This window comes from Agrobacterium fabrum str. C58 (genome assembly GCF_000092025.1).
Classification (GTDB): domain Bacteria; phylum Pseudomonadota; class Alphaproteobacteria; order Rhizobiales; family Rhizobiaceae; genus Agrobacterium; species Agrobacterium fabrum.
The window spans coordinates 967,757-994,092 of sequence record NC_003062.2 but is presented as its reverse complement, the minus strand read 5'-3'; the positions used below and the strand labels follow the sequence as shown (position 1 = coordinate 994,092).

20 protein-coding genes are annotated in these 26,336 nt (G+C 60.1%); 10 read left to right on the top strand and 10 right to left on the bottom strand.

Annotated elements, in window-relative coordinates:
* Positions 1–18: 18 nt before the first annotated feature.
* The gene (locus ATU_RS04950) at positions 19–408 is read right to left on the bottom strand and encodes a winged helix-turn-helix transcriptional regulator (RefSeq protein ID WP_010971320.1); all 390 of its coding nucleotides are present in this window, start codon (positions 406–408) and stop codon (positions 19–21) included.
* Between the two features lie 104 nt (positions 409–512).
* On the opposite strand from ATU_RS04950, the gene ATU_RS04945 reads away from it, so the two are divergent.
* The gene (locus ATU_RS04945) at positions 513–1,529 is read left to right on the top strand and encodes a zinc-binding alcohol dehydrogenase family protein (protein ID WP_010971319.1); all 1,017 of its coding nucleotides are present in this window, start codon (positions 513–515) and stop codon (positions 1,527–1,529) included.
* Positions 1,530–1,612: 83 nt separating this feature from the next.
* On the opposite strand, the gene ATU_RS04940 is transcribed toward ATU_RS04945, so the two are convergent.
* From ATU_RS04940 to ATU_RS04930, 3 genes are all read right to left on the bottom strand, one after another.
* Positions 1,613–2,356 (bottom strand): pentapeptide repeat-containing protein, encoded by a 744-nt coding sequence (locus ATU_RS04940; RefSeq protein ID WP_010971318.1) that lies wholly within the window; start codon positions 2,354–2,356, stop codon positions 1,613–1,615.
* Between the two features lie 446 nt (positions 2,357–2,802).
* Entirely contained in the window at positions 2,803–4,467 is a 1,665-nt protein-coding gene (locus ATU_RS04935; RefSeq protein ID WP_010971317.1) for an electron transfer flavoprotein-ubiquinone oxidoreductase, read from the bottom strand.
* 350 nt (positions 4,468–4,817) lie between these two features.
* On the bottom strand, positions 4,818–5,444 hold the full coding sequence (locus ATU_RS04930; protein WP_010971316.1) for a TetR/AcrR family transcriptional regulator: 627 nt from the start codon (positions 5,442–5,444) through the stop codon (positions 4,818–4,820).
* A gap of 61 nt (positions 5,445–5,505) precedes the next feature.
* Here ATU_RS04930 and ATU_RS04925 point away from each other — a divergent pair, with 61 nt between their 5' ends.
* Positions 5,506–6,375, top strand: coding sequence for a DMT family transporter (locus ATU_RS04925; RefSeq protein WP_010971315.1), 870 nt, complete (start codon positions 5,506–5,508; stop codon positions 6,373–6,375).
* Positions 6,376–6,409: 34 nt separating this feature from the next.
* On the opposite strand, the gene ATU_RS04920 is transcribed toward ATU_RS04925, so the two are convergent.
* Positions 6,410–7,330, bottom strand: coding sequence for a cation diffusion facilitator family transporter (locus ATU_RS04920; RefSeq protein ID WP_010971314.1), 921 nt, complete (start codon positions 7,328–7,330; stop codon positions 6,410–6,412).
* A gap of 181 nt (positions 7,331–7,511) precedes the next feature.
* Here ATU_RS04920 and ATU_RS04915 point away from each other — a divergent pair, with 181 nt between their 5' ends.
* A complete protein-coding gene (locus ATU_RS04915) occupies positions 7,512–8,300 on the top strand; it encodes an SDR family oxidoreductase (protein WP_010971313.1) in 789 nt (262 codons plus the stop codon).
* Between the two features lie 21 nt (positions 8,301–8,321).
* Here ATU_RS04915 and ATU_RS04910 read toward each other — a convergent pair whose 3' ends face one another.
* Positions 8,322–9,299 carry a sensor domain-containing diguanylate cyclase gene (locus tag ATU_RS04910; protein ID WP_035256455.1) on the bottom strand — a complete coding sequence of 326 codons (978 nt, stop codon included), beginning with the start codon at positions 9,297–9,299 and terminating at the stop codon, positions 8,322–8,324.
* A 411-nt stretch (positions 9,300–9,710) separates the two neighbouring features.
* On the opposite strand from ATU_RS04910, the gene ATU_RS04905 reads away from it, so the two are divergent.
* The 3 genes from ATU_RS04905 (at position 9,711) to ATU_RS04895 (ending at position 12,287) form a co-directional block, all read left to right on the top strand.
* Positions 9,711–11,009: an Hsp70 family protein gene (locus tag ATU_RS04905; protein ID WP_010971311.1), complete on the top strand. Its 1,299-nt coding sequence runs from the start codon at positions 9,711–9,713 to the stop codon at positions 11,007–11,009.
* 43 nt (positions 11,010–11,052) lie between these two features.
* Positions 11,053–11,943, top strand: a complete 891-nt coding sequence (locus ATU_RS04900; RefSeq protein ID WP_010971310.1) for a uracil-DNA glycosylase — start codon at positions 11,053–11,055, stop codon at positions 11,941–11,943.
* Positions 11,944–12,095: 152 nt separating this feature from the next.
* Positions 12,096–12,287 carry a hypothetical protein gene (locus ATU_RS04895; protein WP_003509784.1) on the top strand — a complete coding sequence of 64 codons (192 nt, stop codon included), beginning with the start codon at positions 12,096–12,098 and terminating at the stop codon, positions 12,285–12,287.
* A gap of 189 nt (positions 12,288–12,476) precedes the next feature.
* Here the strand turns inward: ATU_RS04895 and ATU_RS04890 are convergent, their stop codons facing one another.
* A complete protein-coding gene (locus tag ATU_RS04890; RefSeq protein WP_010971308.1) occupies positions 12,477–13,412 on the bottom strand; it encodes a DMT family transporter in 936 nt (311 codons plus the stop codon).
* Positions 13,413–13,874: 462 nt separating this feature from the next.
* Here ATU_RS04890 and pepN point away from each other — a divergent pair, with 462 nt between their 5' ends.
* The 3 genes from pepN to ATU_RS04875 all read left to right on the top strand — a co-directional run bounded on the left by pepN (position 13,875) and on the right by ATU_RS04875 (position 19,543).
* Positions 13,875–16,523 (top strand): aminopeptidase N, encoded by a 2,649-nt coding sequence (gene pepN / locus ATU_RS04885; protein WP_010971307.1) that lies wholly within the window; start codon positions 13,875–13,877, stop codon positions 16,521–16,523.
* A gap of 136 nt (positions 16,524–16,659) precedes the next feature.
* On the top strand, positions 16,660–16,980 hold the full coding sequence (locus ATU_RS04880; protein ID WP_010971306.1) for a carboxymuconolactone decarboxylase family protein: 321 nt from the start codon (positions 16,660–16,662) through the stop codon (positions 16,978–16,980).
* Between the two features lie 226 nt (positions 16,981–17,206).
* Positions 17,207–19,543 (top strand): PAS domain-containing sensor histidine kinase, encoded by a 2,337-nt coding sequence (locus tag ATU_RS04875; RefSeq protein WP_010971305.1) that lies wholly within the window; start codon positions 17,207–17,209, stop codon positions 19,541–19,543.
* Between the two features lie 219 nt (positions 19,544–19,762).
* On the opposite strand, the gene ATU_RS04870 is transcribed toward ATU_RS04875, so the two are convergent.
* A complete protein-coding gene (locus ATU_RS04870) occupies positions 19,763–22,729 on the bottom strand; it encodes a bifunctional [glutamine synthetase] adenylyltransferase/[glutamine synthetase]-adenylyl-L-tyrosine phosphorylase (RefSeq protein WP_010971304.1) in 2,967 nt (988 codons plus the stop codon).
* 218 nt (positions 22,730–22,947) lie between these two features.
* Here ATU_RS04870 and ATU_RS04865 point away from each other — a divergent pair, with 218 nt between their 5' ends.
* Positions 22,948–23,808 carry a MipA/OmpV family protein gene (locus ATU_RS04865; RefSeq protein ID WP_010972647.1) on the top strand — a complete coding sequence of 287 codons (861 nt, stop codon included), beginning with the start codon at positions 22,948–22,950 and terminating at the stop codon, positions 23,806–23,808.
* A gap of 162 nt (positions 23,809–23,970) precedes the next feature.
* On the opposite strand, the gene ATU_RS04860 is transcribed toward ATU_RS04865, so the two are convergent.
* Together ATU_RS04860 and ATU_RS04855 are read right to left on the bottom strand one after the other, a co-directional pair.
* Entirely contained in the window at positions 23,971–25,380 is a 1,410-nt protein-coding gene (locus tag ATU_RS04860; protein ID WP_010971303.1) for a sensor histidine kinase, read from the bottom strand.
* A gap of 9 nt (positions 25,381–25,389) precedes the next feature.
* Entirely contained in the window at positions 25,390–26,148 is a 759-nt protein-coding gene (locus ATU_RS04855) for a response regulator transcription factor (protein ID WP_006311306.1), read from the bottom strand.
* Positions 26,149–26,336 lie beyond the last annotated feature (188 nt).

Below are 26,336 nucleotides of genomic sequence, written 5' to 3'. Positions count from 1 at the left end.
TTTTACCCGTAATTTCTCTCAGGCCGCCTTCTCCGCAACCGTGGGCGCCCGCGTATATTTCTCGCCGTTCTTGCACACGACATGCGCGTCGCCCCAGCTTTTCAACGCCGAAATGACCGGCCGCATCGTTTCGCCAAGCGGCGTCAGCGCATAATCCACCCGCGGCGGCACCACCGGAAAGACGGTGCGCGAAATCAGGCCCGCCTCTTCCAGCTCACGCAGCTGCTTGGTCAGCATGCGCTGGGTGACGCTCGGGATGTGGCGGCGCAGCTCGTTGAAGCGCAGCGTGCCCTCATTGATGAGGTGATAGAGGATCACGCCCTTCCATTTGCCATCGAGAAAACTCAAGGCCGATTCCACCGGGCAGCCGGGAAAGTTGCCGGTGAGCTTGGCGCGCGGTCGCGACATCTACAGTATCCTTTTTGTATGTATCACCACAAAATGTGCATTCTTGCGATTGATGTTCATATGTATCAAGTAAGAGGCACGCAAACAAGCAAAGGAGACTGTTCATGCGCGCCATCGGTTACAAAACCAGCCAGCCCATCACCGCGGCGGATGCCCTCATCGACATCGATCTGGCCCAGCCGGAAGCCAAGGGGCACGACATTCTGGTGGAGGTGAAGGCGGTTTCGGTGAACCCTGTGGACACCAAGGTGCGCCGCAACCAGTCGCCGGAAAATGGCGCCACCCGCGTGCTGGGTTTCGACGCTTCGGGTGTAGTAAAGGCCGTCGGCGACAGGGTCTCGCTGTTCAAGCCGGGCGACGAGGTGTTTTACGCCGGCGTCATCAACCGTCCGGGCTCCAACAGCGAATTCCATCTGGTCGATGAGCGCATCGTCGGCGCAAAGCCGAAATCACTCAATTTCGAGGAGGCCGCCGCCCTGCCGCTGACAGCGATCACCGCTTACGAAACGCTGTTCGACCGGCTGCGGGTGAAGGAGCCGGTTCCGGGCGCTGCCAATGCCGTTCTTGTCATCGGCGGTGCCGGCGGCGTCGGTTCTATCGCCATCCAGCTTCTGCGCGCCCTGACGGATCTCACCGTCATCGCCACGGCATCGCGGCCGGAAACCATGGAGTGGGTGAAGGAACTCGGCGCGCATCATGTCGTGGATCACGGCAAGCCGATCGCACCGCAGGTGGAAGCGCTTGGCCTTGGTGCGCCCGGCTTCGTATTCTCGACCACCCATAGTGATATCCACGCCGCCGACAGCGTGGCGACGATTGCGCCGCAGGGTCGTTTTGCGCTGATCGACGATCCGGCCGGCGGTTTCGACGTCATGGCCTTCAAGCGCAAATGCGTGTCGATCCATTGGGAAATGATGTTCGCCCGCGCGGTTTTCGAGACACCTGACATGATCGAGCAGCACAAATTGCTCAATCACGTCGCGGAACTGGTCGATGCCGGCAAGATCAGGACGACGCTGACCGAGGTTTTCGGCACCATCAATGCCGCAAACCTCATCAAGGCGCATGCCCTGATCGAGAGCAACACGGCCAGGGGCAAGATCGTGCTTTCGGGCTTCTGATCAACGGCGAGGCATCCGCATCGCGGACGTCTTTGCCCCTTAAAGAGATATCCGTGCCGCGCGAAAACCGCGCGGCCGTTCCATCAATCATCATCAGGATCTTCCGGGCACGGCCAGGAGGCCGGCGCGGTGAGGCCATTCGGCAATTTGGTCTTGGCGTCGCCACAGGCAATGTCGATCTGTTTCTGGTCGAGGCCGGTGGCCGTGGAGAGATCGACACCTTCGATGCGGGTGAGCAGCAGGAAGGCGCTGGTGAAATCCACCGGACCGCCAAGCGTGGCACCGCCGAAGCGGGCACGCGACAGGTTGGTCAGGGAAAATTTCGAGCCGTTCAGCGAGGCACCCTCGAAATCGGCACGTCCGAGCTCGGCCTTGGTGAAATCCGTACCGTCGAGCTTGGTCTTCTCGAATTTGGTTCGCTGCATTTCTGCATTGACGAATTTGGCGTTGGTGGCGTCGGCAGCGGAAAAATCGCTGCGATAGGCTTCCACCTTGGTCAGATTGGCGCCCTGCAGGTTCGCCTCGCCCAGCGCCGTACGGATGAGCTTGGCCTTTTCGAGATTGGCCCCCTTCAGCGAAGAGCCGCGCAGGTCGGTATAGGTGAAATCCGTGCCGTAAAGCATCGCCGAATCGAGATTGCTGCTGCCGAGCATCAACATGCGCTTGTTGCATTCGCGCCAGTCGATGCCGGCCATCGCATCGGTGCGGCAGCTGGCAGCCCCGAGCGGGCCGCCGCTCAGCGAAACGACCGCCAAAACCACCCCCGCCGCCACAGCAGCGCCAAACCGCGTCTTTCCCACGATATTCAGCCTTTGAAAGCCGGACATTCTTTCACTCCCTGTCGCCGGGCGACGGCGCAAACGCAACAGCTCTTGAGCCGAACCGGGACCATATGCACATTCAAGGCGTTACCGCATTATCGCCCCGCAATCCACGGGCCGGATGAGGTTACAACACCCCAACATCCTATATGTAAGAAATCGAAGAGCAATCCACAAATACTGAGGGAAAAGAGGCAATGGTCGCTACTGTTGCGTCATGGCGGACGCGATGCGGCGGCGAGGGCTTATTGCGCCTATGTTGTTGGAATGAGTTTTTGCAGGCGGAAACGGCACGCTCCGCAGAGGTCGCCCATTCGGTCACGCGCGCCGTCCGAACAAATTCGACATCATCCTCGGGCCTCTCCCGAGGATTCGTCCAAATATCGTAAAATCATCTGTTGCAGATGCTCGGGACAAGCCCGAGCATGACGAAGAGGGATACCCTCACCCCATCACATATTGGCGTAAACCGGCCCCTCGCCGCCCTGAGGCGGCACCCAGTTGATATTCTGGTTGGGGTCCTTGATATCGCAGGTCTTGCAGTGCACGCAGTTCTGGGCGTTGATCACGTAAACTTCCTCGCCGTCCTTCTCCACCCATTCATAAACGCCGGCGGGGCAATAACGGGTCGAGGGACCGGCATAAATGTCGTGTTCGGAGCGCTTCTGCAACTCCATGTCCTTCACCTGAAGATGCACCGGCTGGTCCTCCTCATGGTTGGTGGAAGACAGGAACACCGACGACAGCCGGTCGAAGGTCAGAACGCCATCCGGCTTCGGATAGGCGATCGGCTTGTGCTTCGAGGCCGGTTCGAGGCTCTGCGCATCCGTCTTGCCGTGCTTCAGCGTGCCGAAGACCGAGAAGCCGAACAGCTGGTTCGTCCACATGTCCAGACCGCCGAGGCCGACGCCAACCAGCGTGCCGAATTTCGACCAGAGCGGCTTGACGTTGCGCACCCGCTTCAGGTCCTTGCCGATATCGCCGTCGCGCCATTCGGCTTCGATCTCGACTACCTCGTCATGGGCGCGGCCTGCTGAGAGGGCTGCGGCGATCTTTTCCGCCGCCAGCATGCCCGAAAGCACCGCATTATGGCTGCCCTTGATGCGCGGAACGTTGACGAAACCGGCGGAACAGCCGATCAGCGCGCCGCCGGGGAAGGTGAGCTTCGGCACCGACTGATAACCGCCCTCGGTAATCGCGCGCGCGCCATAGGAGATGCGCTTGCCGCCCTCGAAGGTATCGCGGATCGCGGGATGGGTCTTGAAGCGCTGGAATTCCTCGAAGGGGTAAAGATAGGGGTTCTTGTAATTGAGGTGGACGACGAAGCCGACGGCAACGAGATTGTCTTCCAGATGATAGAGGAACGAGCCGCCGCCGGTCTTGAAACCCAGCGGCCAGCCGAAGGAGTGCTGCACGAGGCCTTGCCTGTGGTGTTCCGGCTTGACCTGCCAGAGTTCCTTGATGCCGATGCCGAATTTCTGCGGCTCGCGATCCTTCGACAGGTCGTACTTTGCGATCAACTGCTTGGCGAGCGAACCGCGCACGCCTTCTCCAACAAGCACATATTTGCCGTGCAGCTCCATGCCGCGGGTGAAGGCAGGGCCGGGCTCGCCGTTCTTTTCGATGCCCATATCGCCGGTGGCGACGCCGATAACGGCGCCTGCGTCATTATAAAGCACTTCGGTGGCGGCAAAGCCCGGATAGATCTCGACGCCGAGCGCTTCCGCCTTTTCCGCCAGCCAGCGACAGACGAGGCCAAGCGAGACGATGTAATTGCCATGATTGTTCATCAAAGGCGGCATCATGAAATTCGGCAGGCGAATGGAGCCAGCCGGGCCTAAGAACATGAACTGGTCGTCCTTGACCTCGGTCTTGAAGGGATGCCCCTCCTCTTTCCGCCAGCCGGGCAGCAGCCGATCGATGCCGATGGGATCGACCACGGCGCCCGAGAGAATATGCGCGCCAACTTCCGCGCCTTTTTCCAGAACGACGACCGAAAGCTCCGGCTCGACCTGCTTCAGCCGGATCGCCGCGCTGAGACCCGCAGGACCCGCGCCAACGATCACAACGTCGAATTCCATCGCTTCGCGTTCGGGCAGTTCCATCGCTTCCGTCATCTTGTCCTCTCAGATCGCCGGTCCCATCCGGCTGTTGTTATCGTTTTTCGTACCGCCGAGTCGCACCGCCTGCGCCAGACAAAAAGCCCATCCGCGACACCGCAGCGATCGGCACCTGTCTTCGCAAAGCGAGACGCCTTTGTCGAGCGTCTATAATGCCAAATCAGGTCGTACGCCAGTCAATTGTCAGACAACCTGATGAATACAGATTACTTTTACGTGCACGTAATAAAAAGAATAGGCTCCGCCCTTTCGGCCGTCAAGTATGATTGGTTTAACGTCTCGAAACGAGAGAACGCAAAAGCATGTTTTCGATCCTGGAGTTATGCACCATCTTGAATAATGTCAGCCTAACGGCCGTCTTCAGAAACCACGCGGCCATTGTGATGCATGTTCGCCATCAGCCTTTGTAAGCCTTTGATTCGAAACCGGGTGAAAGCGGCTATATCGCCCGTGGCTTTCACGCGAATAAGCGCACCCTCGTAAGCCTCGATGATACAAGCGCAAAGATCCGATACATCCTCATCGCCGGCAATATCGTCTTCATATTGGGCTTGGGTGAGCAGTTCGCGAATACTCGTCTCCCATCGCCCGAATGAAATAGCAAGCGCGTCCCGAACCAGAGCGCTACGGCCTGCGGAAGTCTGCGCAATGACGCCGTAAAGGCAGCCTGCATAAGGCCCGTCTTGCTTAAGCTCCAGTTCCAGCGTTTCAAAATATACCGATAGGCGCTGCAACGCGCGCAACGATGTATCCGAAAAAAGTCGCTCCCTGATATGCGCATACTTTTGCTCGTAGGCCTCGATGACCGCCACCACGAAGTCGTCCTTGCTCGCAAAGAAGTAATAGAACGACCCTTTTGGGACATCCACTTCCTTCAGGATCGGGCCGATCCCCACGCCCTCATACCCGTGAGCGAGCAGCTGGCGCATTCCCTCCGAAATGAGACGCGTGCGCGTCGCAGATTGACCATTCATAACTAGACCGATCGTCTACATTGCTGATTATACATACTTCTCTCCTTGGAGCGATGCCTATATGAGTCTAGCACATGAACGTTCTAGTGGCATATATCTTGTAGCAGCCTCGGCAGTTTTATGGAGCACGGCTGGGCTTTTCGTCCGAATGGCGGATATGGATATGTGGTCGATGGTGGCGTGGCGCTCTGCCTTCACCTTTTTGGCTCTTGGGGCGTTTTTTCTGCTTCGAAATAGATTTGCCAGACAACGGTCGTCGATGTCATTCGGTTTCCCCGGCATTGCCGGATGCTTGGTGTCTGCGATCGCGGCGATTACATATATCGCGTCCCTGCGATGGACGACCGTCGCCAACGTGATGACGATCTATGCGACACTCCCATTTATTGTGGCCGGCATCGCATTTGTGTGCTTGCGGGATCGGGTTACCTACCGTTTCGTCATCGCTGGCTGCTTGGCTTTCGTTGGAGTATTGATTTCGGTTGGCGCGGCAGTATCGCACCAGGACATGCTCGGTATCTTTGCCGCCTTCATCATGACCACGGGATGCGCCACGCAAATCGTTATCGCGAAGCGCTTTCCGGACATGGACACCACCCTGATGACCGCTCTTGCAGCCCTGATCTGCATTTGCGTCGCGCTGCCGCTGATGCAATTTGAGATACCCGCTCCGACGCAGATCATCGCCTGCGCACTTTATGGCGTCCTCACCACGGCATTCGGCTATATATTCCTGCTCCAAGGATCCCGGCGCATAAACGCCGGCGAGGCCGGATTAATTTCCATGCTGGATGTTATTCTCGGACCAGTATGGGTCTGGCTATTTTACAATGAAGTCATATCGCCCATCGTCCTGACGGGAGGCGGCATCGTGATAATGTCTGTAGCCTGGTATTTGGCGGGAGATCGCAGAGCGGCTACAGCACCGTGAAATACAGTTCTACTGAGGCTGACGCACGGAGCATTCAAACTGCCCATTCCTCATCCGTCGTGAACACGATCGTCAGCCAGCGGTCACTCCCCTCGCCGCCGAGCGCATTGCCGATCTCGTCGCGGATCGCGTCCCACTCCTCCAGGCGCCGGGCCGGCCAGTTCTTCGGGACAATGAAGAAGAGCTCGATCTGCCGGCCGCGGCCGACACGGGCGACGTAGGAATAGTGCGAAGCAAAGCCGAATTTCGTCACGATCTCACCTGCCACGCCGTCCACATGCTGCTTGAACTCCAGCGGCGTCACCAGAAGAATGTCGGCAAGCGCCTGTTTCACATTGCCGAGCGGCATGGGGATGATGACGAGGCAGACCAGCGCCAGCACGGCCGGGTCGATATAGGGCGCGAGCCAAGCTTGCGACGTGCCCGTGAGGCCGTAGCCGATGGCGAAGGCGACGAACAGCGCCATGCTCAGAAGCGCACTCATCAGCCAGCTTTTGGCATCCAGCGCCACGAAAGCGGATTTCAGCCTGCGGTTTTGCCGTTTGACGAACCATGCCATGGCGAGTGAGACGGTAAAGCTGACGAAAGTGACGATGATGGCGTAATCGAACTCGATCGAGCGTCCGCCATCCATCAGGCTATCGATGGCATTGATGAGCGCATAGATCGCCGCCCCCATCAACAGCGTGCCGTTGAGGCCGAGCACCATCGGCTCCAGATGCCAGAAACCCATGGTGAAACGTTCCGCCAGGCGGCCACCGGGCCTGGGTGCTGCGGAAGCGGCAATCAACCGCGCCACAAGCAGCGCCAGCACCGTCATGAAAGCATCGGTGAGCGCATAAACACCGTCGAAAACAACCGCGAACGAGCCGGAAAACAGGCCCGCGCCAATGCCGAACAGCGCCAGGACAACCGTGACGGCAATGGAGAATTTCAGCAGGGATTGTTCTGTCATGACGTGTATTTGACCTTCAAAAGCAGAAACCGCCTTATAGAGGTTTTTCGCGTTTCTGCGCGTGGCGAAAAATCTCTAACTCTTTGTTTTGTCGCATTTCCGGACGGAAAACCGGGGTCCACTTTTCCTGGAAATGCTCTATAAACACCACATACGGCACTCACAAGACAGGACAAACTCCATGGATTTCGGCATTTCCGGCAAACGCGCCCTCGTTCTCGCCTCCTCTCGCGGCCTTGGGCTGGGCATTGCCACCGCGCTGGCGAAAGAGGGCGCAAACGTCCTTCTGGTTGGCCGAAGCGGTGAAAAGCTGGCGGAAAATTGCAAGGCGATCAATGCGCTCGGCAAGGGCAAGGCCGACTGGGTGTGGGGTGATCTTGCCGATGACAATTTCGTCGAATCCATGGTTCAGGCCGTCGAGGACAAGCTCGGCGGCATCGATATTCTCGTCAACAATACCGGTGGTCCGACGCCCGGCCTTGCGCAGGAAATGACGGTCGACAAGCTCGACACCTTCTTCCAGTCCATGGTGCTGCGGGTCATCACGCTGACCAACGCGCTGCTGCCGCAGATGAAGGAACAGGGTTTCGGCCGCATCCTCACCGTCGCCTCGTCAGGCGTGTTCGAACCGATCCCCAATCTCGCCCTTTCCAACACCCTGCGCGGCGCGCTTGTCGGCTGGAGCAAGACGCTGTCGTCAGAAGTGGCCTCCTTCGGCATCACCTCCAACCTGCTGCTGCCCGGCCGCATCCATACCGACCGCATCGACGAGCTGGATGGCGCCAATGCCAAGCGTCTCGGCAAGAGCATTGAGGAAGTGCGTGAGGCCTCCGTCAAGGGCATTCCGGCCGGCCGTCTCGGCACGGTGGAAGAATTCGCCGCCGCCGGCGCTTTCCTCTGCTCGGTGCCGGCGAGCTATATTACCGGCACGATGCTGCGGGTAGACGGCGGCGCCGCGAAGTCGAATTAAAGGCTTCCGCCTCAAGGCCGATCAAGGAACCGTTGCGTAGATCACGTAACGGTTTCGCCCCGTATTCTTGGCTTCATAAAGCGCGGTATCGGCGTGGCGCAGCACCTCGCTGGCGCTTTCGCCGGGATTGGCATAGGCGATGCCGGCAGAGCAACTGTAACGGAAATCCGGCCTGTCCCCAAGAGGCGAAGCCTGCGCCAGCGATGACAAAAGCTGCCGCATCAGACTATCGGCGCTGTGCATCCGTGACCCGCTGAGGACCAGCAGAAACTCTTCTCCGCCGATCCTGCCAAGAAGATCATCACGGCCGGCGGTGGCGGAGAGCCGGGCCGCAAAATCTTTCAGCACGAGATCGCCATAGGCATGGCCGAAGCGGTCGTTGACACTCTTGAAGTGGTCGATATCCATGATGATGACGGCGAGCGCCTGCGCCTTGTTCGGTCCCAGCAGATGGTTGAGCGTATCCATCGCATAACGGCGGTTTCCAAGCCCCGTCAGTTCGTCACTCAGCGCGGATTTGAGCGCCCGGTCCCGCTCCTGGCGCAGATCGCGCAATTCGATGCCGAGTTCAGACACGTCGGTGATGACGCACAGCATCCAGCCGCCCGGCAACGTCGTTTCGGTCGTCAGCATCCACCGACCGTCCTTCAGGCTGGTTTCGATGGTGCGAAACGGCAATTTGCCACGCCGCGTCTTTGCCGAGCGCAGCCACAATTCGAAATCCGAAGTCTCTATGCTCGTGCCGGTGGTGGTACGATAGCCGCTGCGCATCATATCCACCCAGCTGGGGAATTCATGGCGTCCTATGCCGAGCGCGGCGCGGAATGCGCTGTTGGCGAAACGAAGCTCATCATTACCATCAAATAGCGCGTAGCCTTGTTGCGACGCCTCCATGAGTGTCATGAGCTGGTGGATGAAAACGTCCATATCACCCTGAACGATACCGCTGTCGTCAGGCGTCGCGTCGTCCAATACGTATTGGCTGATCTTGTAGGGCATCGAATTTCCACGGCTACGAAAACGACAGGCGACCAAATAAACTGTGCCAGAAAAACATGCCATTATTGAATAAAATATTTATTTCACATAACAAATTAGCATCGTTTCGTGCCTCTTACTTTATGTGACGACCTTAGCAGCGAATCCCTCAAGTTATTTTCCAAAACTACCGTGTTGTTTCATCATGGAATAATCGTTCTGTTTACCATGCGCCGCGACGGTGCCGTCCCTTTTCAAAAACCAAAGACGGGCGGCACAGGGCGCAAAAACAATAGGCGGCGCTTGCCATTCCGTCGGCCTTGTGCAATCAACCGCCCTCCTCTGACATCGGGGTGCCAAGGGCATCCCTTATCTTCACGCCGGGCCGCCCAAGGGCCGGGCGGGTTCTTCTATCGGCACAAGGATATGGCGATGACGCAAAAGCGGGCTCTCGGCCTCGATTTCGGCACGACCAACACGGTCATGGCTCTTTCCGACACTGGCAGCGCAAGCCATTCCATGCGCTTCACCAGCAGCGCGGGCACGGATGACAGCATGCGCACGGCGCTCTCTTTCATGAAGGATGCCGGCCTGGGTGCGGCCGCCCTGCATGTGGAGGCGGGACAAGCCGCCATCCGGCAATTCATCGACAATGCCGGCGACTGTCGTTTCCTGCAGTCGATCAAGACATTTGCGGCCTCGCCGCTGTTTCAGGGCACGCTGATCTTCGCCAAGCGCCAAAGCTTCGAAGACCTGATGGAGGTGTTCCTGCGCAAGCTGAAGACCTATGCGGGATCCGAATGGCCGGGCGATGTGTCGACCGTCATCGCCGGCCGGCCGGTGCGTTTTGCCGGCAGCAATCCGGACGAAACGCTGGCGCTTGCCCGTTACAACGAAGCGCTCACCCGGGCCGGTTTCCCGGAAATCCACTATGTCTATGAGCCGGTGGCGGCCGCCTATTATTTCGCCCAGAGCCTGAAGAAGGACGCCAATGTGCTGGTGGCGGATTTCGGCGGTGGCACGACGGACTATTCGCTGATCCGGTTCGAAACCCATGCCGGCAAGCTTTCCGCCACCCCCATCGGCCATTCCGGCGTCGGCGTGGCGGGCGATCATTTCGACTTCCGCATGATCGACAATCTGGTCTCGCCTGAGATCGGCAAGGGCAGCAAGTTCAAAAGCTTCGACAAGGTGCTGGACGTGCCTTCCGGTTATTACGTGAACTTCGGCCGCTGGAACCAGCTGTCGATCTTCAAGACCTCCAAGGAATTCACCGACCTCAAATCGCTGGTGCGCTCGGCGCTGGAGCCCGACAAGCTCGAACTCTTCATCGATCTCGTCGAGCATGACGAAGGTTACCCGCTCTATCAGGCGATCTCCGCCACCAAGATGGCGCTGTCGTCTGCCCAAGAGGCGGAATTCAACTTCTCGCCGCTCGGCAAGGCCGGACGCAAGATGGTGAAACGCAGCGATTTCAACAACTGGATCGCCGACGATCTGGCCAAGATCGAGGGTGCGCTGGACGAGGTTCTGGAGAAGACGAAAGTTGCACCAGAGGCGATCGACAAGGTGTTCCTCACCGGCGGTACCTCCTTCGTGCCGGCGGTGCGGGAGCTTTTCACCCGCCGTTTCGACGCCGACCGGATCGAAAGCGGCGGCGAGTTGCTCTCGATCGCCCATGGTCTCGCCATGATCGGCGAAAGCGGCGATATTCAGCGCTGGACAGCGTGATTTACGGGTTCCCCGGGCGGGGAACATGGGGTAATTTCCACCCATGATCGCCGCCCACGACCTTTCCCCGGCCGAACTTGCCGCCCTCCTGCATTTCCATGCGGATGCGGGCGTGGACTGGATGCTGGAGGAGGCGCCGGTCGACCGTTTCGCCGAATTTGCCGCCGCCCGCCCGATGCCGGGACAAGACGCTGCCACACCGGCTAGGCAGGCGCAGAGCCCGGCCGACCGCCGTACTGATGCGCCTCAACGGCAGGCGCCAGGCCGGAGCGCGCCTGCGCGCGGTGCACCGGCAGCCCCCGCCATTCAGCAAAATGTCGCCATGCCGGACGAGCAGGCCGTGTCGGCGGCGCGTTTTGCGGCGGAAAGCGCGCGCTCGCTCGGCGAACTGAGAACCGCGCTTGAGGGTTTCAACGGCTGCAACCTCAAGAACAGCGCGCGCAATACGATTTTCAGCGAGGGCGACCCCGCCTCCGCCATCATGGTCATCGGCCCCATGCCTGACGCCGATGACGACCGCGAGGGCACGCCCTTTGCCGGCAAGACGGGGCAGCTGCTCGAGCGCATGCTGGCGGCCATCGGCCTGGAGCGCAGCGCCATCATGATCGGCAATGTCGTGCCGTGGCGGCCGCCGGGTAATCGTCCGCCGACTCAGGCCGAGATGGATATCTGCCGCCCGTTCATCGAGCGCCAGATCGCACTGGCAGAGCCGAAACACCTGTTGCTTCTCGGCAACTTCACCGCACGTTTCTTCTTTGGCGGCACCGGCACCATCCATACGCTGCGCGGACAGTGGCGTGATGTCGCAGCCGGACACCTGATTCTGCCGGCGCTCGCAAGCCTGCACCCACAGGAACTGCTGAACGCGCCAGCCAGCAAGTCCTTGGCCTGGCAGGATTTATTGGCTTTTCAGACAAAGATCACTGAAGGCTGATTGCCTCATTCCTGATCAATGTAAATGAATTATGAAAAAAGCCATGCGCATTACGCATAACAGCGGCGCATTTGGCCGGCTTGCCGAATCCATGCTGCGCTGCGATATACCGGACGTGTCTTGGGAGGAATTCGGTTAAAGGAACCAAGGCAATGACCACTCGCTTCCGTCCGGTACATTCCGGCTTTGAAACGCTCCGCCTGGCGGGCCTCGGCCCTCGCTCCAGTCAGGGTTACCATCGTTTCGGCGCAGCCGCAAACGAACAGATGACCGCACGCGCTGCCATGCAGCAGGTCCGCGTGACGCGTCCCTCGGCAGTCTTTGCGGATTTCCGCGAGCGCTGAGAAGCACTCAGGCCAGTTTAACGCTGGTCCCTGGATATGATTGCGCGCTGGCGTCTTTCTTCGGGAAGGCGCCTTTTGCTTTTGCGCGTTTTGCTGAGAGAGACAGCGAGGCTATGAACCTCGCCAAATACTCTGACGTCATCAACTTGAATACAATGCCACCAAGTATACGGCGGTGGAGAACACCCCTCACCCCTGCGGTGTCGATGCCTTGCGCGCCGCGCGTCTCGCCAGACCCAGTTGATGCTCGCGGAAAATGATGAAGATGCCGGCGAGGATGACGATCGCGGTGCCGATCAGCATGGTGATGGTGGGAATATCTCCGAAAAGGATATAGGAAACCGCGATCCCGAATACGATGGAGCTGTATTCGAAGGGCGCGATGACGGAGACTTCGGCGTGGCGATAACTTTCCGTCAGGAGAATCTGTGCAACGCCGCCGCAGATGCCGCTGGTGATCAACAGCATGGCCTGCGTCATCGTCAGCGCGCTCCAGCCGAGGGGCACGCTGATCAGCGATAACAATGTGGCGGTCAGCGAAAAATAGAGCACGATAGTCGGCGTCTTTTCCGTTTCCACCAGCTGCCGCACCTGGATCATCGCCAACCCGCCCAGCGCCGCGCCGCACAGCACGGCAATAGCGCCCAGCCCCTCGCCCGCGGCGAAGCCGCCTTCCCGCAAAAGCGTCATCTTCGGCCACAAAATGACCAGCACGCCCATCATGCCGACAAAGACCGCGCTCCAGCGATAGATGCGCACCTTCTCACGCAGGATGAAGGCGGCGAAAACAACGGCAAGCAGCGGTGAAGCATAACCGATGGCGATGAATTCCGGCAGCGGCAGCATGGTCAGCCCGTAAAAACCGCAGACCATCGAAAGAATGCCGAGAAAACCGCGCTTGAAATGACCGAGAAGATTGTTGGTGTGCAGCGCGCTCGCCAGCGCATGCAGCCAGGCGAGATAGACGACGATGGGCAAAATGGCGAAAGCGGAGCGGAAGAAGGTGATCTGTCCGGCCGGCACATCGCCCGCGGCCTTGATACAGGTCTGCATGACCAGAAAAAAGCCAACCGAAATCAGCTTCAAGCTGATCCCGCGGAAGGGGCTCATCGGTTCGGCGTTCATTGGCAGTTACTCATATCGGCTGCGCAGACACGCCATCGGGAGGTTTCATGCGGGGGAGACGACGCGGGGGAATTGGATTGGCGCAAGGCTAGAGCATTACCCGGCCGCTTTACAACAAAAAATGTTATTCACCCATGAATTTCGTTGATCTCAAGCGCGCGACAACCGCATCGACCGGCACCTGATCCAAGCTGGCGTGATGAACAAAAAATCAGCGCACAAGCGACACCGCTAAAATTTGAAGAAAATAAAATATAATTTCAGCAATCGTTCAACATTTGCTGCGATGGTCCTGATGTCCGGCGGCGGGAGGATCGTCTGCGGGGCCGGCAAAGCCTTCCATGGCGGGACAGAACGTCCTCCGATGCGCACATGAACGTGACGAATACTCCACCTATTTTACATCCGGGCCTTATGACGACATGATGCCGGGAGACCACGCCAAGTTATTCAGGGATAGTCATGCGAACAGACACGGGCCAGATCGTTCACCTGGCAGATTACCGCCCAACCGATTTCGTTCTGGAGCGGGTGGATCTCACCTTCGAACTCGACCCCAAGAATACCAAGGTCGAAGCCCGTCTGATCTTTCACCGGCGCGAGGGCGCAGAGCGTGACGCACCGCTGGTTCTCGATGGCGACGAGTTGACGCTTTCCAGCCTGCTGCTCGACCAGGTAGAGCTACCTGCCGGTCGATATGAGGCGACGCCTGATAGCCTGACCATCCGCGACCTGCCGGCCGAATCTCCCTTCGAGATCTGCGTCACCAATTACATCAACCCGCAGGTCAATACGCAGCTGATGGGGCTTTATCGCACCAATGGCGTCTATTGCACCCAATGCGAGGCGGAAGGTTTCCGCCGCATCACCTATTTCCCCGACCGCCCGGATGTTCTGGCGCCCTATACGGTGACGATCATCGCGGCGAAGGAAGGTAATCCGCTGCTGCTCTCGAACGGCAATTTCCTCGGCGGCGGCAATTACGACGAAGGCCGTCACTTTGCGGCCTGGTTCGATCCGCATCCGAAGCCTAGCTATCTCTTTGCGCTTGTCGCCGGCGATCTCGGCGTGGTGGAAGATACCTTCACTACCATGTCAGGCCGCGACGTTGCGCTGAAGATTTATGTCGAACACGGCAAGGAGCCGCGCGCGGCCTATGCCATGGATGCGCTGAAACGTTCGATGAAATGGGACGAAGAGCGTTTCGGCCGCGAATACGACCTCGATATCTTCATGATCGTCGCCGTGTCCGATTTCAACATGGGCGCGATGGAGAACAAGGGTCTCAACGTCTTCAACGACAAATTCGTGCTGGCCGACCCGGAAACCGCCTCCGACGCGGATTACGCCAATATCGAGCGCATCATCGCGCATGAATATTTCCACAACTGGACGGGCAACCGCATCACCTGCCGCGACTGGTTCCAGCTGTGCCTGAAAGAAGGCCTGACGGTTTATCGCGATCAGGAATTTTCCGCCGACATGCGCTCGCGCCCGGTCAAGCGCATTGCCGATGTGCGCCATCTGAAATCGGAGCAGTTCCCGGAGGATTCCGGCCCGCTGGCGCATCCGCCGCGCCCGGACACCTATCGCGAAATCAACAATTTCTACACAACGACCGTTTATGAAAAGGGTGCCGAAGTCACCCGCATGATTGCCACCATTCTCGGGGCTGACGATTTCAAGAAGGGCATGGACCTCTATTTCGAGCGCCATGATGGCGAAGCGGCAACCGTCGAGGATTTCGTCAAGAGCTTCGCTGACGCCAGCGGCCGCGATCTGTCGCAGTTTTCGCTGTGGTACACGGAAGCCGGCACGCCGCTCGTCTCCGTCTCATGCGCTTATGATGCCGGCAATGCTGCCTTCAAGCTGACACTGGAACAGACCGTGGCGCCGACGCCCGGCCAGCCGGTGAAGCAGCCGCGCCACATTCCGCTATCGCTGGCGCTGATCCTCGATAATGGCCAGATCGCCGAACCGCAGGCCGTCGAAGGCGGCGAATATCGCGATGGTGTGCTGCATCTGACCGAACGCAACCAGACCTTCTCCTTCTCCGGCATTTCCTCGCGCCCGGTGCTGTCGATCAATCGCAGTTTCTCGGCGCCGATCAATCTGGATTTCGAACAGAATGCTGATGATCTGGTGCAGATCGCCCGGCATGAAACCGACATGTTCGCCCGTTTCCAGGCGCTGACCGATCTCGCCCTGCCGGCACTGATTGCCGCCACCAGGGCGGTGCAGAATGGCGAGGAAATCCGCACTGATGCGGCCCTGTCGGCCACGCTTATCGAAATCATCGGCAACGACGCGCTGGAACCGGCATTCCGGGCGCAGGCGCTGGCCCTGCCGAGCGAAACGGATATCGCCCGCGAACTGGGTGGCAACACCGATCCCGACGCCATCCACAAGGCACGCAATGCCACGATCGCGGCGATTGCCACGGCCGGCGTCGAAACGCTACGGCGCCTTGCCGATGGTGTTGCCAATGGCGAGGCGTACAGCCCCGATGCCGACAGCGCCGGCCGCCGTTCCCTGCGAAACGGCGCCCTGAGCTTCCTCGCCTTTGCCGAGGGAACACCGGAGCGGGCGGCGAAGGCCTATGCCGACGCCACCAACATGACCGATCTCGCACATGCGCTCAGCGTCCTGACCCAGCGTTTCCCTGACAGCGCCGAGACGAAGGAAGCCCTTGCCGCCTTCGAAACGCGCTTTGCCGACAATGCGCTCGTTCTCGACAAGTGGTTCTCGCTGCAGGCCGCCATTCCCGGCGACGGTGCGCTTGACCGCATCAAGACGCTGATGAAATCGAAACATTTCATCGCCACCAATCCGAACCGGGTGCGCTCGCTGGTCGGCACGCTCGCCTTCGCCAACCCCACCGGTTTCCACCGTGCCGATGGCGCTGCCTATCGCTTCCTCGCCGAGCAAATCATCGCCATCGACAAGCGCAATCCGCAGCTTGCCGCCCGCATTCTCACCTCCATGCGCTCCTGGCGGTCGCTGGAGGCAAGCCGTGCCGAACACGCGAAAGCCGCGCTTTCGACCATTGCCGAGGCAAAGGGCCTGTCGACGGATGTGAGCGATATTGTCGGACGCATCCTGAAGGGCTGAACATCCGCCGAAGCTGCACTACTATTCTGATCCACGCCATGACGCCGTCTTGATTTCCATCAAGGCGGCGTCATGCATTGCGCCGCATCATGCTGTGGAAGGGCCGAAGGCGCCCGCGATCAGAAAGGAATTGCAGATGACGGACATGTCGAGGACCAGCGCTTCGTTTCAGCGCTTCATGACCGATGCCCCGGCCCACAAGGCGGCATGGTTTCAGGCCATTCAGGGTCTCGGTGCGGCCTCCACGCTGGATGTGAAAACGCAGAGCCTGATCTATATCGGCATTCTGGCCGCACTGCGCCTGGAAAGCGGCATCGGTTTTCATGTGATGGAAGCCAAGGCGCGCGGTGCGAGCCGCGAGGATATCATCAGCGCGGTGCTCACCGGCCTCCCCGCCGCCGGCAATGCCGTGATCGGCGCGCTCGGGCCTGCATTGGATGCTTTCGACGGCATTTGAGCACGTCCCCGCACCACCGGAATTGAGGTGTCGGCTCACTGTTTTTCTTCATGAATCCCGCTTTCCCCCAAACCGGCACAGATTGTCCCGAAAAAATACGGAGTCGGTTCAAGGGGTTAAAATTCTTTTAACTTTTGCCTCTGGACACGGCGAATCGCATTTGATTCATTAGGGATATTCGAGCGGCGGCGCTTCGAATCAGTGGGGATATCTAAAAGGCGGGACAATGACGAACGTGCGGCGGGCGACTGCGGGCGATGAGCGGCCGTATGCCAAATTTTCTGATCTTGCGGCCTGGGGCGAAAGGCTTTCCAACGACCTGATGGGTTTGATGAATGGCTCCGACCGCCCGATGCCGCAGGTCGAGACCCTGCTGAAACGCCTGATCCCCATTCTCATCCTCGCCTTTCTTGTCGTTGTCGCGGCCTCGCGCATGCTGGGCATCGCCGCCGAATATGGCCGCATGGAAGAAGCCGCCCGCCACTCCACCGCGCTGACGGCGCTCACCGCCAAGGCAGCACTTCTCAACAATGATACGATCTTCACCGCGCAGGATCGCACCCGCGCCGAGGCGAGCCTTGTCGCCGCTTTGCCGTCGGGCAGCCTGGCCGATGGCACTATGGTGCTGCTATCCGGCAGCAACGGCCGCATCTTCGCGGGCGCCGGCAAGGAAGCTTCGCTTTATGTCGGCACCTCGCTGCCGGCCCTGCTTCCCGAGATCGCCATCGTGCAGCGTTTCCCCGGCACGCCCGGCACCATCGAGACCAATATAGACGGCCAGCAGCATTATGCGACGATGATCCCCTTCGGCGACGATGGCGCGATGGTGATCGCGGCACGCTCGCTGCAACCTATTCGCTCCTTCTGGCGCAGCGAAATCGCCATGAACGTCACGCTGTTTGCCGGCATCTCCTCCATCCTGCTCGTCGTGCTCTATGCCTATTACATGCAGGTGAAGCGCGCCCGCGATGCCGACGACATCTTCGCCGAATCGAACCTGCGGGTCGAGACGGCGCTCTCGCGCGGCCGCTGCGGCCTGTGGGATTTCGATCTCTCCAGCCGACGCATGTTCTGGTCCGGTTCGCTCTACGAAATTCTTGGGCTGCCGCCGAAGGCCGCACCGCTTTCCTTTTCCGACGCGGCCCGGATGATGCATTCCGAAGACGGCAATCTCTATGAACTGGCACGCGCTGTCGGCTGCGGTAACCTGCGCCAGATCGACCAGATTTTTCGCATGCGTCATTCCAAAGGGCACTATGTCTGGCTGCGGGCCCGCGCCCAGGTCATCCGCACCAATAACGGTCCACGCGTCATCGGCATCGCCATGGATGTCACCGAGCAGCATCGTCTTGCCCAGCGCTACGCAGAGGCCGATCAGCGCCTTGCTGACGCCATCGAATCCACCTCGGAAGCCTTCGTGCTATGGGACAAGAACGACCGCCTCGTAATGTGCAATATCCACTACCAGAAGGCCTATGGCCTACCGGACAGCGTGCTGGTGGCCGGTACGGAAAAGAGCACGGTCTACGCTGCCGCCGCACGCCCGGTCGTGGAACGGCGCGTCGCCGATCCGGATCAGTCCGGCCTGTCGCGCACAACGGAAGTGCAGCTTGCCGATGACCGTTGGCTGCAGATCAACGAACGCCGCACCCGCGATGGCGGCCTCGTCTCCGTCGGCACAGACATCACGCTTCTGAAGCGCCATCAGGAACGGCTGCGCGATTCCGAGCGACGGCTGATGGCTACCATCGGCGACCTCTCCGCCTCACAGCACAAGCTGGAGCGGCAGAAGACCGAGCTTTCGGACGCCAATGCCAATTACCTCGCCGAAAAAGAGCGCGCCCAGGCCGCCAACCGGGCGAAATCGGAATTCCTCGCCAATATGAGCCATGAGCTGCGCACGCCGCTCAACGCCATTCTCGGCTTCTCAGAAATCCTGCAAAACGAGATGTTCGGGCCGGTCGGCTCACCGAAATATTCCGAATATGCCCGCGACATCCATGACAGCGGCAAACACCTCTTGAACGTCATCAACGACATTCTCGACATGTCGAAGATCGAGGCGGGCCATATGCGCATCAACCGCGAGACCATCGATCTCGCACCGCTGATCGAGGAAACCCTGCGTCTGACTGCCATTCAGGCCGAACAGAAGAACATCACCGTGCAGCAGAAGGTGTGCGCCGGGTTGACGATGCAGGGCGACCGCCGGGCCATGAAGCAGATCATGCTCAACATTCTTTCAAATGCCGTGAAATTCACCGGCGATGGTGGCCGCATCGCGCTGCGCACCCATGTGCATGAGGCGGCGATGATCCTCACCATCGCCGATACCGGCATCGGCATTCCGGCGCAGGCCTTGCAAAAGATCGGTCAGCCCTTTGAACAGGTGCAGAGCCAATATGCCAAGAGCCAGGGCGGCTCCGGCCTCGGACTTGCGATTTCCCGCTCGCTGGTGAAGCTGCATGGCGGCACGATGAAAATCCGCTCGTGTGAGGGCCGCGGTACGGTGGTGACGATCATTATTCCGCATGCGGCAGGGGTGTGTGGGACGGTGCATTGAAGCTTGGTGGGCGTGGTTTGCGCCCCTTTGCGTTGGCGAGTGCGGTTTACCCCCTCTGCCCTGCCGGGCATCTCCCCCTCAAGGGGGGAGATCAGCTAGAGGCTAGCGCTCACCCATTCGCAACGTAAGAGATGGCCGAGAGGCTGCCCCATGTCGATCTCCCTCCTTGAGGGGGAGATGTCCGGCAGGACAGAGGGGGGTGAAGCCGCACCCACCGAGCTACCCGCCGTTCTTCACCACCGCCACAAACGCCTTCCGCACCGCCTTCGACAACCGCTTAACCTCTCCCTCCAGCGTCGGGATATCAGGGCAATCCCCCGCCCGGCACACAAGATCGATCAATCCGGCCGGCGCTTCCTTCGGATTGAAGGCGCCATCGATACATAGACGCACGATCTGCGAGATTTCCGTGTAGAGCCCCATCGCCGCCATGCAGTCGTCAAAGGCTTGGCTCTCCATCACGGGTGCGGCGAGCGCCTGCAGCGCTTCCGCCGTGTTGCGGCCCGGTTCGTGCGCGCCAAGGCCCTTTACCGGCCCGATCAGCGCCAGGTATTGGGCGATGAATTCGAGGTCGATCAGCCCGCCATTGATGAGCTTGAAATCCCAGTTGTTTTCCGGCGGCTTTTCCTGCTCGATGAGGCTGCGCATGTCCAGCACATCTGTGGAGACCTTGGCCACATCTCGCTTTTGCGAAAGGATGGAGGCGATGATGCTGCGGGCATCCTCCATCAGCGAAGCATCGCCGCAAATGAGGCGCGCGCGGGAGAGCGCCATGTGCTCCCAGGTCCAGGCTTCCTCGCGCTGGTATTTCTCGAAAGCGGATATGCGGGTCGCCACCGGGCCTTTATTGCCGGAAGGGCGCAGCCGCATGTCGACCTCGTAGAGCACGCCTTCCGCCGTTGGGGCGGACAGGGCGGCGATCAGCCGCTGGGTGACGCGGGTGAAATAACGCACCACATCGAGCGGTTTGGCGCCGGTGGATTCCTGGGCGGTGTCGTCATAATCGTAAAGCAGGATGAGATCGACATCCGACCCCGCTGTCAGCTCGAAGGAGCCGAGCTTGCCCATGCCCATGACGGCCACGCGACCGCCGGGATAGGGCCCATGCGCCGCCTCCATTTCCGAAAGAACGGCATTCAGCGCCGCCTCGATCACCAGATCGGCAAGATGGGTGAAGGCGCGGGCGGCGACCTCGCCGCGGATAGCGCCGGTCAGCAGCCTGACACCGATGAGGAACCGCTGTTCGGCGGCGAAGATGCGCAGCCGGTCGAGAATATCCTCATAATGGCGGGCATTGGAGAGGAAATTGCCCATGCGGTGGGCGAGGTAGTCGCGGGTCGGCACGTCGCTCATCAGCGCCGGGTCGAGCATGCCATCAAACACATGCGGACGGGCGGCGATGATTTCCGCAAGACGCGGGGCCGAAGACATGATCGTCACCAGCAGCGACAGGAGTGCGGGGTTGTTGCCGAGCAGCGAGAAAAGCTGGATGCCCGCCGGCAGGCCCGAGAGGAAATTATCGAAGCGCAGCAGCGCCTCATCCGCCCGTTTGCTTTCACCGAAAGCCCTGAGCAGATCAGGCGTCAGCTCCGTCAACCGCTCACGCGCCTCGACCGATTGTGTTGCCCGGTAACGGCCATTGTGCCAGGTGCGGATGACACGGGAAATATCCTCCGGCCGCTGAAAACCAAGCGTGGAGAGCGTCTTCAGCGTATCGGGATCATCCTTCTGGCCGGTGAAGACCAGATTGCCAGCCTCTCCGGAAAGCTTCGTTTCCTGCTCGAACAGCGCCGAATAACGGCGCTCCACCAGCCGCAGCACCTCTTCCAGCTTTTCCGAAAAAGCCTTGGTGTCTTCAAAACCGAGCATGAAGGCGATGCGCTTCAATTCGGCCTCGGTGTCTGGCAGCACATGGGTCTGCTCGTCGCGCACCATCTGGATGCGGTGCTCCACCTCGCGCAGGAACCAGTAGGCTTCCGTCAGGCTGTCGCGCGTTTCGGCGTCGATCCATTTCGCCTCGGTCAGCGCGGCCAGCGCGTCCTCGGTCGCCCGCACGCGCAGCGGCGGCATGCGGCCGCCGGCGATGAGCTGCTGCGTCTGGGCGAAGAACTCAATCTCGCGGATGCCGCCACGCCCGAGTTTGACATTGTGGCCCTTCACCGCAATGGCGCCATGGCCCTTATGGGCGTGGATCTGCCGCTTGATGGAGTGGATATCGGCAATCGCTGCATAATCGAGATATTTGCGGAAGATGAAGGGGGTCAGCTCGCGCAGGAAGTTCTCGCCCGCCTTGATATCACCGGCAACCGGCCGCGCCTTGATATAGGCGGCGCGTTCCCAGTTCTGACCCCTGCCCTCGTAATAAAGCAGCGCCGCTTCCACGGGGATGGCGAGCGGCGTTGAGCCGGGGTCTGGCCGAAGCCGGAGATCAGTGCGGAAGACATAACCATCGGCCGTGCGCTCCTGCATGATGCGCACAAGGCGGCGCATCATGCGGCCGAAATTCTCCGTCGCATCATAGGGATCGTCGATGATGCCCGCTGACGGTTCGAAGAAGACGACGGCATCGATATCGGAGGAGTAGTTGAGCTCGCGCGCGCCGAGCTTGCCCATGCCGAGCACGATCAGGCCGGAACCCTCGCTGGGTGCTGCAAGATTCTTCAGTTTCAGCTTGCCGCTCTCATGGGCTGAGAGCAGCAGGTGGTCGATCGCGGCAGAGAGCGATGCATCCGCCATCTCGCTCAGCCAACGCGTCGTATCGCGGGCGGTGAAGATGCGGGCGAGATCGGCAAGGGCCGCGACAAAGGAAAGCCGCCGCTTGGCGATTCTCAGCCGTGACATCACTTCGTTTTCGACGGGCACGGCGTCCTCGGCGGGCTTCCAGCAATCGCGCGCGTCACGGACCAGATCAGTCAGCAGCGGCTCCAGCGGTTTCGAAATCGCCAGCGTCAGAAGCCCCTCATCCGCCGCCGCCATGTCGCGCAGATAGGGCGACAGGGTAAAAGCGGCAGCGATGAAATCCTTCAGCGGACTTTCGCCGGCCAGCAGCGCAGCCACCGCCGGCTCGGCCTTGCCGATATCCTTTAGCGTCGAAAAAACGGATTTCAGTTCCGTCTGCGTATAGGGGCGGATCACGCCCGGCGGAACCTCGCTCAGCCGCCTCTCGACGGTTTCCCGTTTCGTCACTGTCTCTCTCCCTCTTCCGCCCGACCTGCCAAAGCCTGCCGGCGCGCCTCTCTGGCGTTGTAACAAATGCCGCGCGCTTTGCGACCAGAAAACCGCTTGCGGTGATGTTTTACCAAGGCCCGGCACCGCGTAATGTCTCCGCAATTGTGCCCGCATAGCGTCATCCTCAACGAAACCAGACTTCCCGGTTTCCGAGGCCTGGTGCTGCAACGGATAGGATGATGAAAAAGATTTTTAAGGTGAAATTTCAGAAAAACCTGCGCGCTGCGGCACTCTGCCTTGCCGCGCTGCCGATGGTCGGGGCGCTCCATGCGCCGGCCTTCGCCGCAGATATCGGCAAATCGGACCGCATGGCCGAACCGGGCGCGGGTTTCGACAATGCCCGCTACAGCAACTCCAGCGAATGGAAAATCACGCTCGGCGTTGGCGCGGCCTATGCCCCGAAATATGAAGGTTCTGACAAGCTGAAAGTCGGCGCCGTGCCGCTGATTTCCGTGGCCTATGGGGATTTTCTCAACGTCGATTTCAGCAGCGCCACCGTCAATCTCCTCAACCAGAATGGTTTCAGGCTTGGCATCAAGGGTGGCTGGGAAGGTGGCCGCAAGGAAAAGGATGACCGGAAGAACCTGCACGGTCTGGGCGACATCAAGGCAGGCGGCGTGGTCGGCGGCGTCATCGCCTATAGTGTCGAACCCTTCGAAATCTACGCCAAGGTGGACAAGACCATTGGCGGCAGCGAGGGCCTGACCGCAACGATCGGCGCGAGCGTTTCGCACAAGATCGACCAGTTCATCCTCGGCGCCGACCTCTCCGCCACCTGGGCCGACGATAACCACATGAAATCCTATTTTGGCGTCACCTCGGCACAATCCGCCCGCTCCGGCCTGCGCCGCTATGACGCGAAGGCCGGTTTCAAGCGCATCGATGCCACCGCTTCGATCTCCTACATGATGACCGAAAACTGGTCGGTGACGGGGATGGGTGGTGCCGGCTTCCTGATTGGCGATGCCAAGGACAGCCCCCTGTCGAAGAAGGATATCCAACCCTTCGCCATGATCGGCATGTCCTACACGTTCTGAGCGGGGAAATAGCGCATGCATTAGCGGGGGGGCGAGCTTTACGCACACGTCCCTGCCCTTGCGCATCTGACATCTACAACAGGATGCCGCCCCATGCACCTGCGGCGGCCTCAAGCATGTCTTCGCGCACGAGAATAACGGTGCTAAAACCACAGGTGTCCGTTAAGGCTTCGAAATGGGAAAAACCATCGAAATGGTCAGTCCCGGGCAGGCCGTATTGGTGGCATCCGTGTCCGAGAGCACCAGCGATCCGCCGTGCAATTCCATCACGGCTTCCACCAGCGAGAGGCCAAGCCCAGTGCCCGGCTTGGAGCGGCTTTCGTCCAGCCGCACGAAGCGTTTCAGCACCTCACCGCGCTTGTCGGCGGGAATGCCGGGACCATGATCGGCAACAGAGAGCACGATTGCTTCGGGTTCTTTCACCAGACGGACGACGAGTTTCTTGTCGCCCTCGCCTTCGCAGGCATATTTCATGGCATTGTCGATGAGATTGGAAAGCGCCTGGCCGATCAGTTCGCGGTTGCCCTGCACCGAAAGGCCCGGCTCTATCTGCGATTCCAGCGCAAGGCCGGCATCCTCGGCCACCGGCTCGTAAAGCTCGGCGCTGTCGGCGGCGATGGCCGACATGTCCACGTCAGTCATTTCGGCGGCGATCGAGCCTGCCTCAACGCGGGAGATCATCAACAGTGCATTGAAGGTGCGGATGAGCTGGTCGGATTCGGCGATGATGCCTTCAAGAGCGGCGCGCCGTTTCGTCTCGTCATTGTCATCGAGGGCGGCGGCCGCCTTGTTGCGCAGCCGTGTGAGCGGCGTCTTCAGGTCATGGGCGATGTTGTCGGAAACCTGGCGCAGGCCCTCGTTCAGCTTTTCGATACGGCCGAGCATGGCGTTGAGCGAGCCGGACAGCCGGTCGAATTCGTCCCCGGAGCGGCCCTGCGGCAGGCGCTGGGAAAGGTCGCCGGCGATGATCCTCTTGGTTGCCGCCGACATGCGGTCGATGCGTTTCAGAGCGTTGCGGCCAATGCCGAACCAGATGAGCAAGGCACCGCCGCTCATGATCGCAAGCGCCACCATCAACGCATTGCGCACCAGCGCCCGGAACTTCGTCGGCTCTCCAAGATCGCGGCCGATCAGGATGCGCAGACCGTTGTCCAGCATGAAAACATTGGCGGTGGCGAGATGCTGCACGCTGTCGCCGCTTTCGGAATAACGCTCGTAACGGAACGGAAAGCCCGTCCAGCCTTCCTTGTCGAAGACGCCGGGCTGCACGGAGGCGACGTTGCCGGCAAGGATTTCGCCGTTCGGGCCGGCAATGATGTAAAGGCTCGCGCCCGGCTGGCGGGCGCGGCGCTCCATCATCCGCAGCAGCGGATTGATGCCGCCGCGATTATAGATGCGCTGCACATCCGAGACTTCCTGCAACACGGCATCGCGCGTCTGCTGGTTCAGCAGCCGTTCCGACAGGGCGGTGACGTAAAAGACGAGGAAGGCGGCGCAGAGTGCGAAGAGCAGGATATAGAGCGCCGAAAGGCGCACCGCTGTCGATCTGAACAATATTCTGAGGCGGGCCATTTTCGCCAATCAGCCCTCGTCCTTCATCATGTAACCGGCACCGCGAATGGTCTTCAAGAGCGGTTTCTCGAAGTCCTTCTCGATCTTCGAGCGCAGGCGGGAAACATGGACGTCGATGACATTGGTCTGCGGGTCGAAATGATAATCCCAGACATTTTCCAGCAGCATGGTGCGGGTCACCACCTGGCCGGCATTCTTCATCAGATATTCCAGCAGCCGGAATTCGCGCGGCTGCAGCAGGATTTCCTTGCCGCCGCGGCGGACATCGTGCGACAGGCGGTCGAGTTCGAGATCACCCACGCGGTAGATCATGTCCTGCTCGGGCTTGCCCTTGCGGCGGCCGAGCACCTCGATGCGGGCGAGCAGTTCGGAAAAGGCATAGGGTTTCGGCAGGTAATCATCGCCGCCGGCGCGCAGGCCGGTCACGCGGTCATCGACCTGGCCCAATGCGGAAAGGATCAGCACCGGCGTCTCGATACCGCGGCGGCGCAGCTCGCTGATGACCGAAAGCCCGTCGCGTCGCGGCAGCATGCGGTCGATCACCAGTACGTCGTAGGCATTCTCGCAGCCCATGAACAAACCGCTCTCGCCATCGCTGGCATGGTCGGCGACAATTCCGGCTTCGCGGAACGCCTTGGTCATATAGGCCGCAGCCTCGAGGTCGTCTTCAATGACAAGAATCTTCATGTGCGGGACAATAGCGCCGTCGCCCTTTTCCGCACAACCGGAAAGAGATGTGACAGACATTTCCTGAACCTTGTTTTCCATGAGGTTTCCTCCGCGGTGCTGCCTTGACCGGGGTTGCCGGTCCTTTCTCCTCCCCGCCGGGGAGAGGGTGGCCCGAAGGGTCGGATGAGGGGGTCACGTTGCCGAATACCTCTACCGTCCCCCCCTCATCCCGCTGCCGCGACCTTCTCCCCGGCGGGGAGAAGAAACAACCGGCGAGGGCTCGTTCC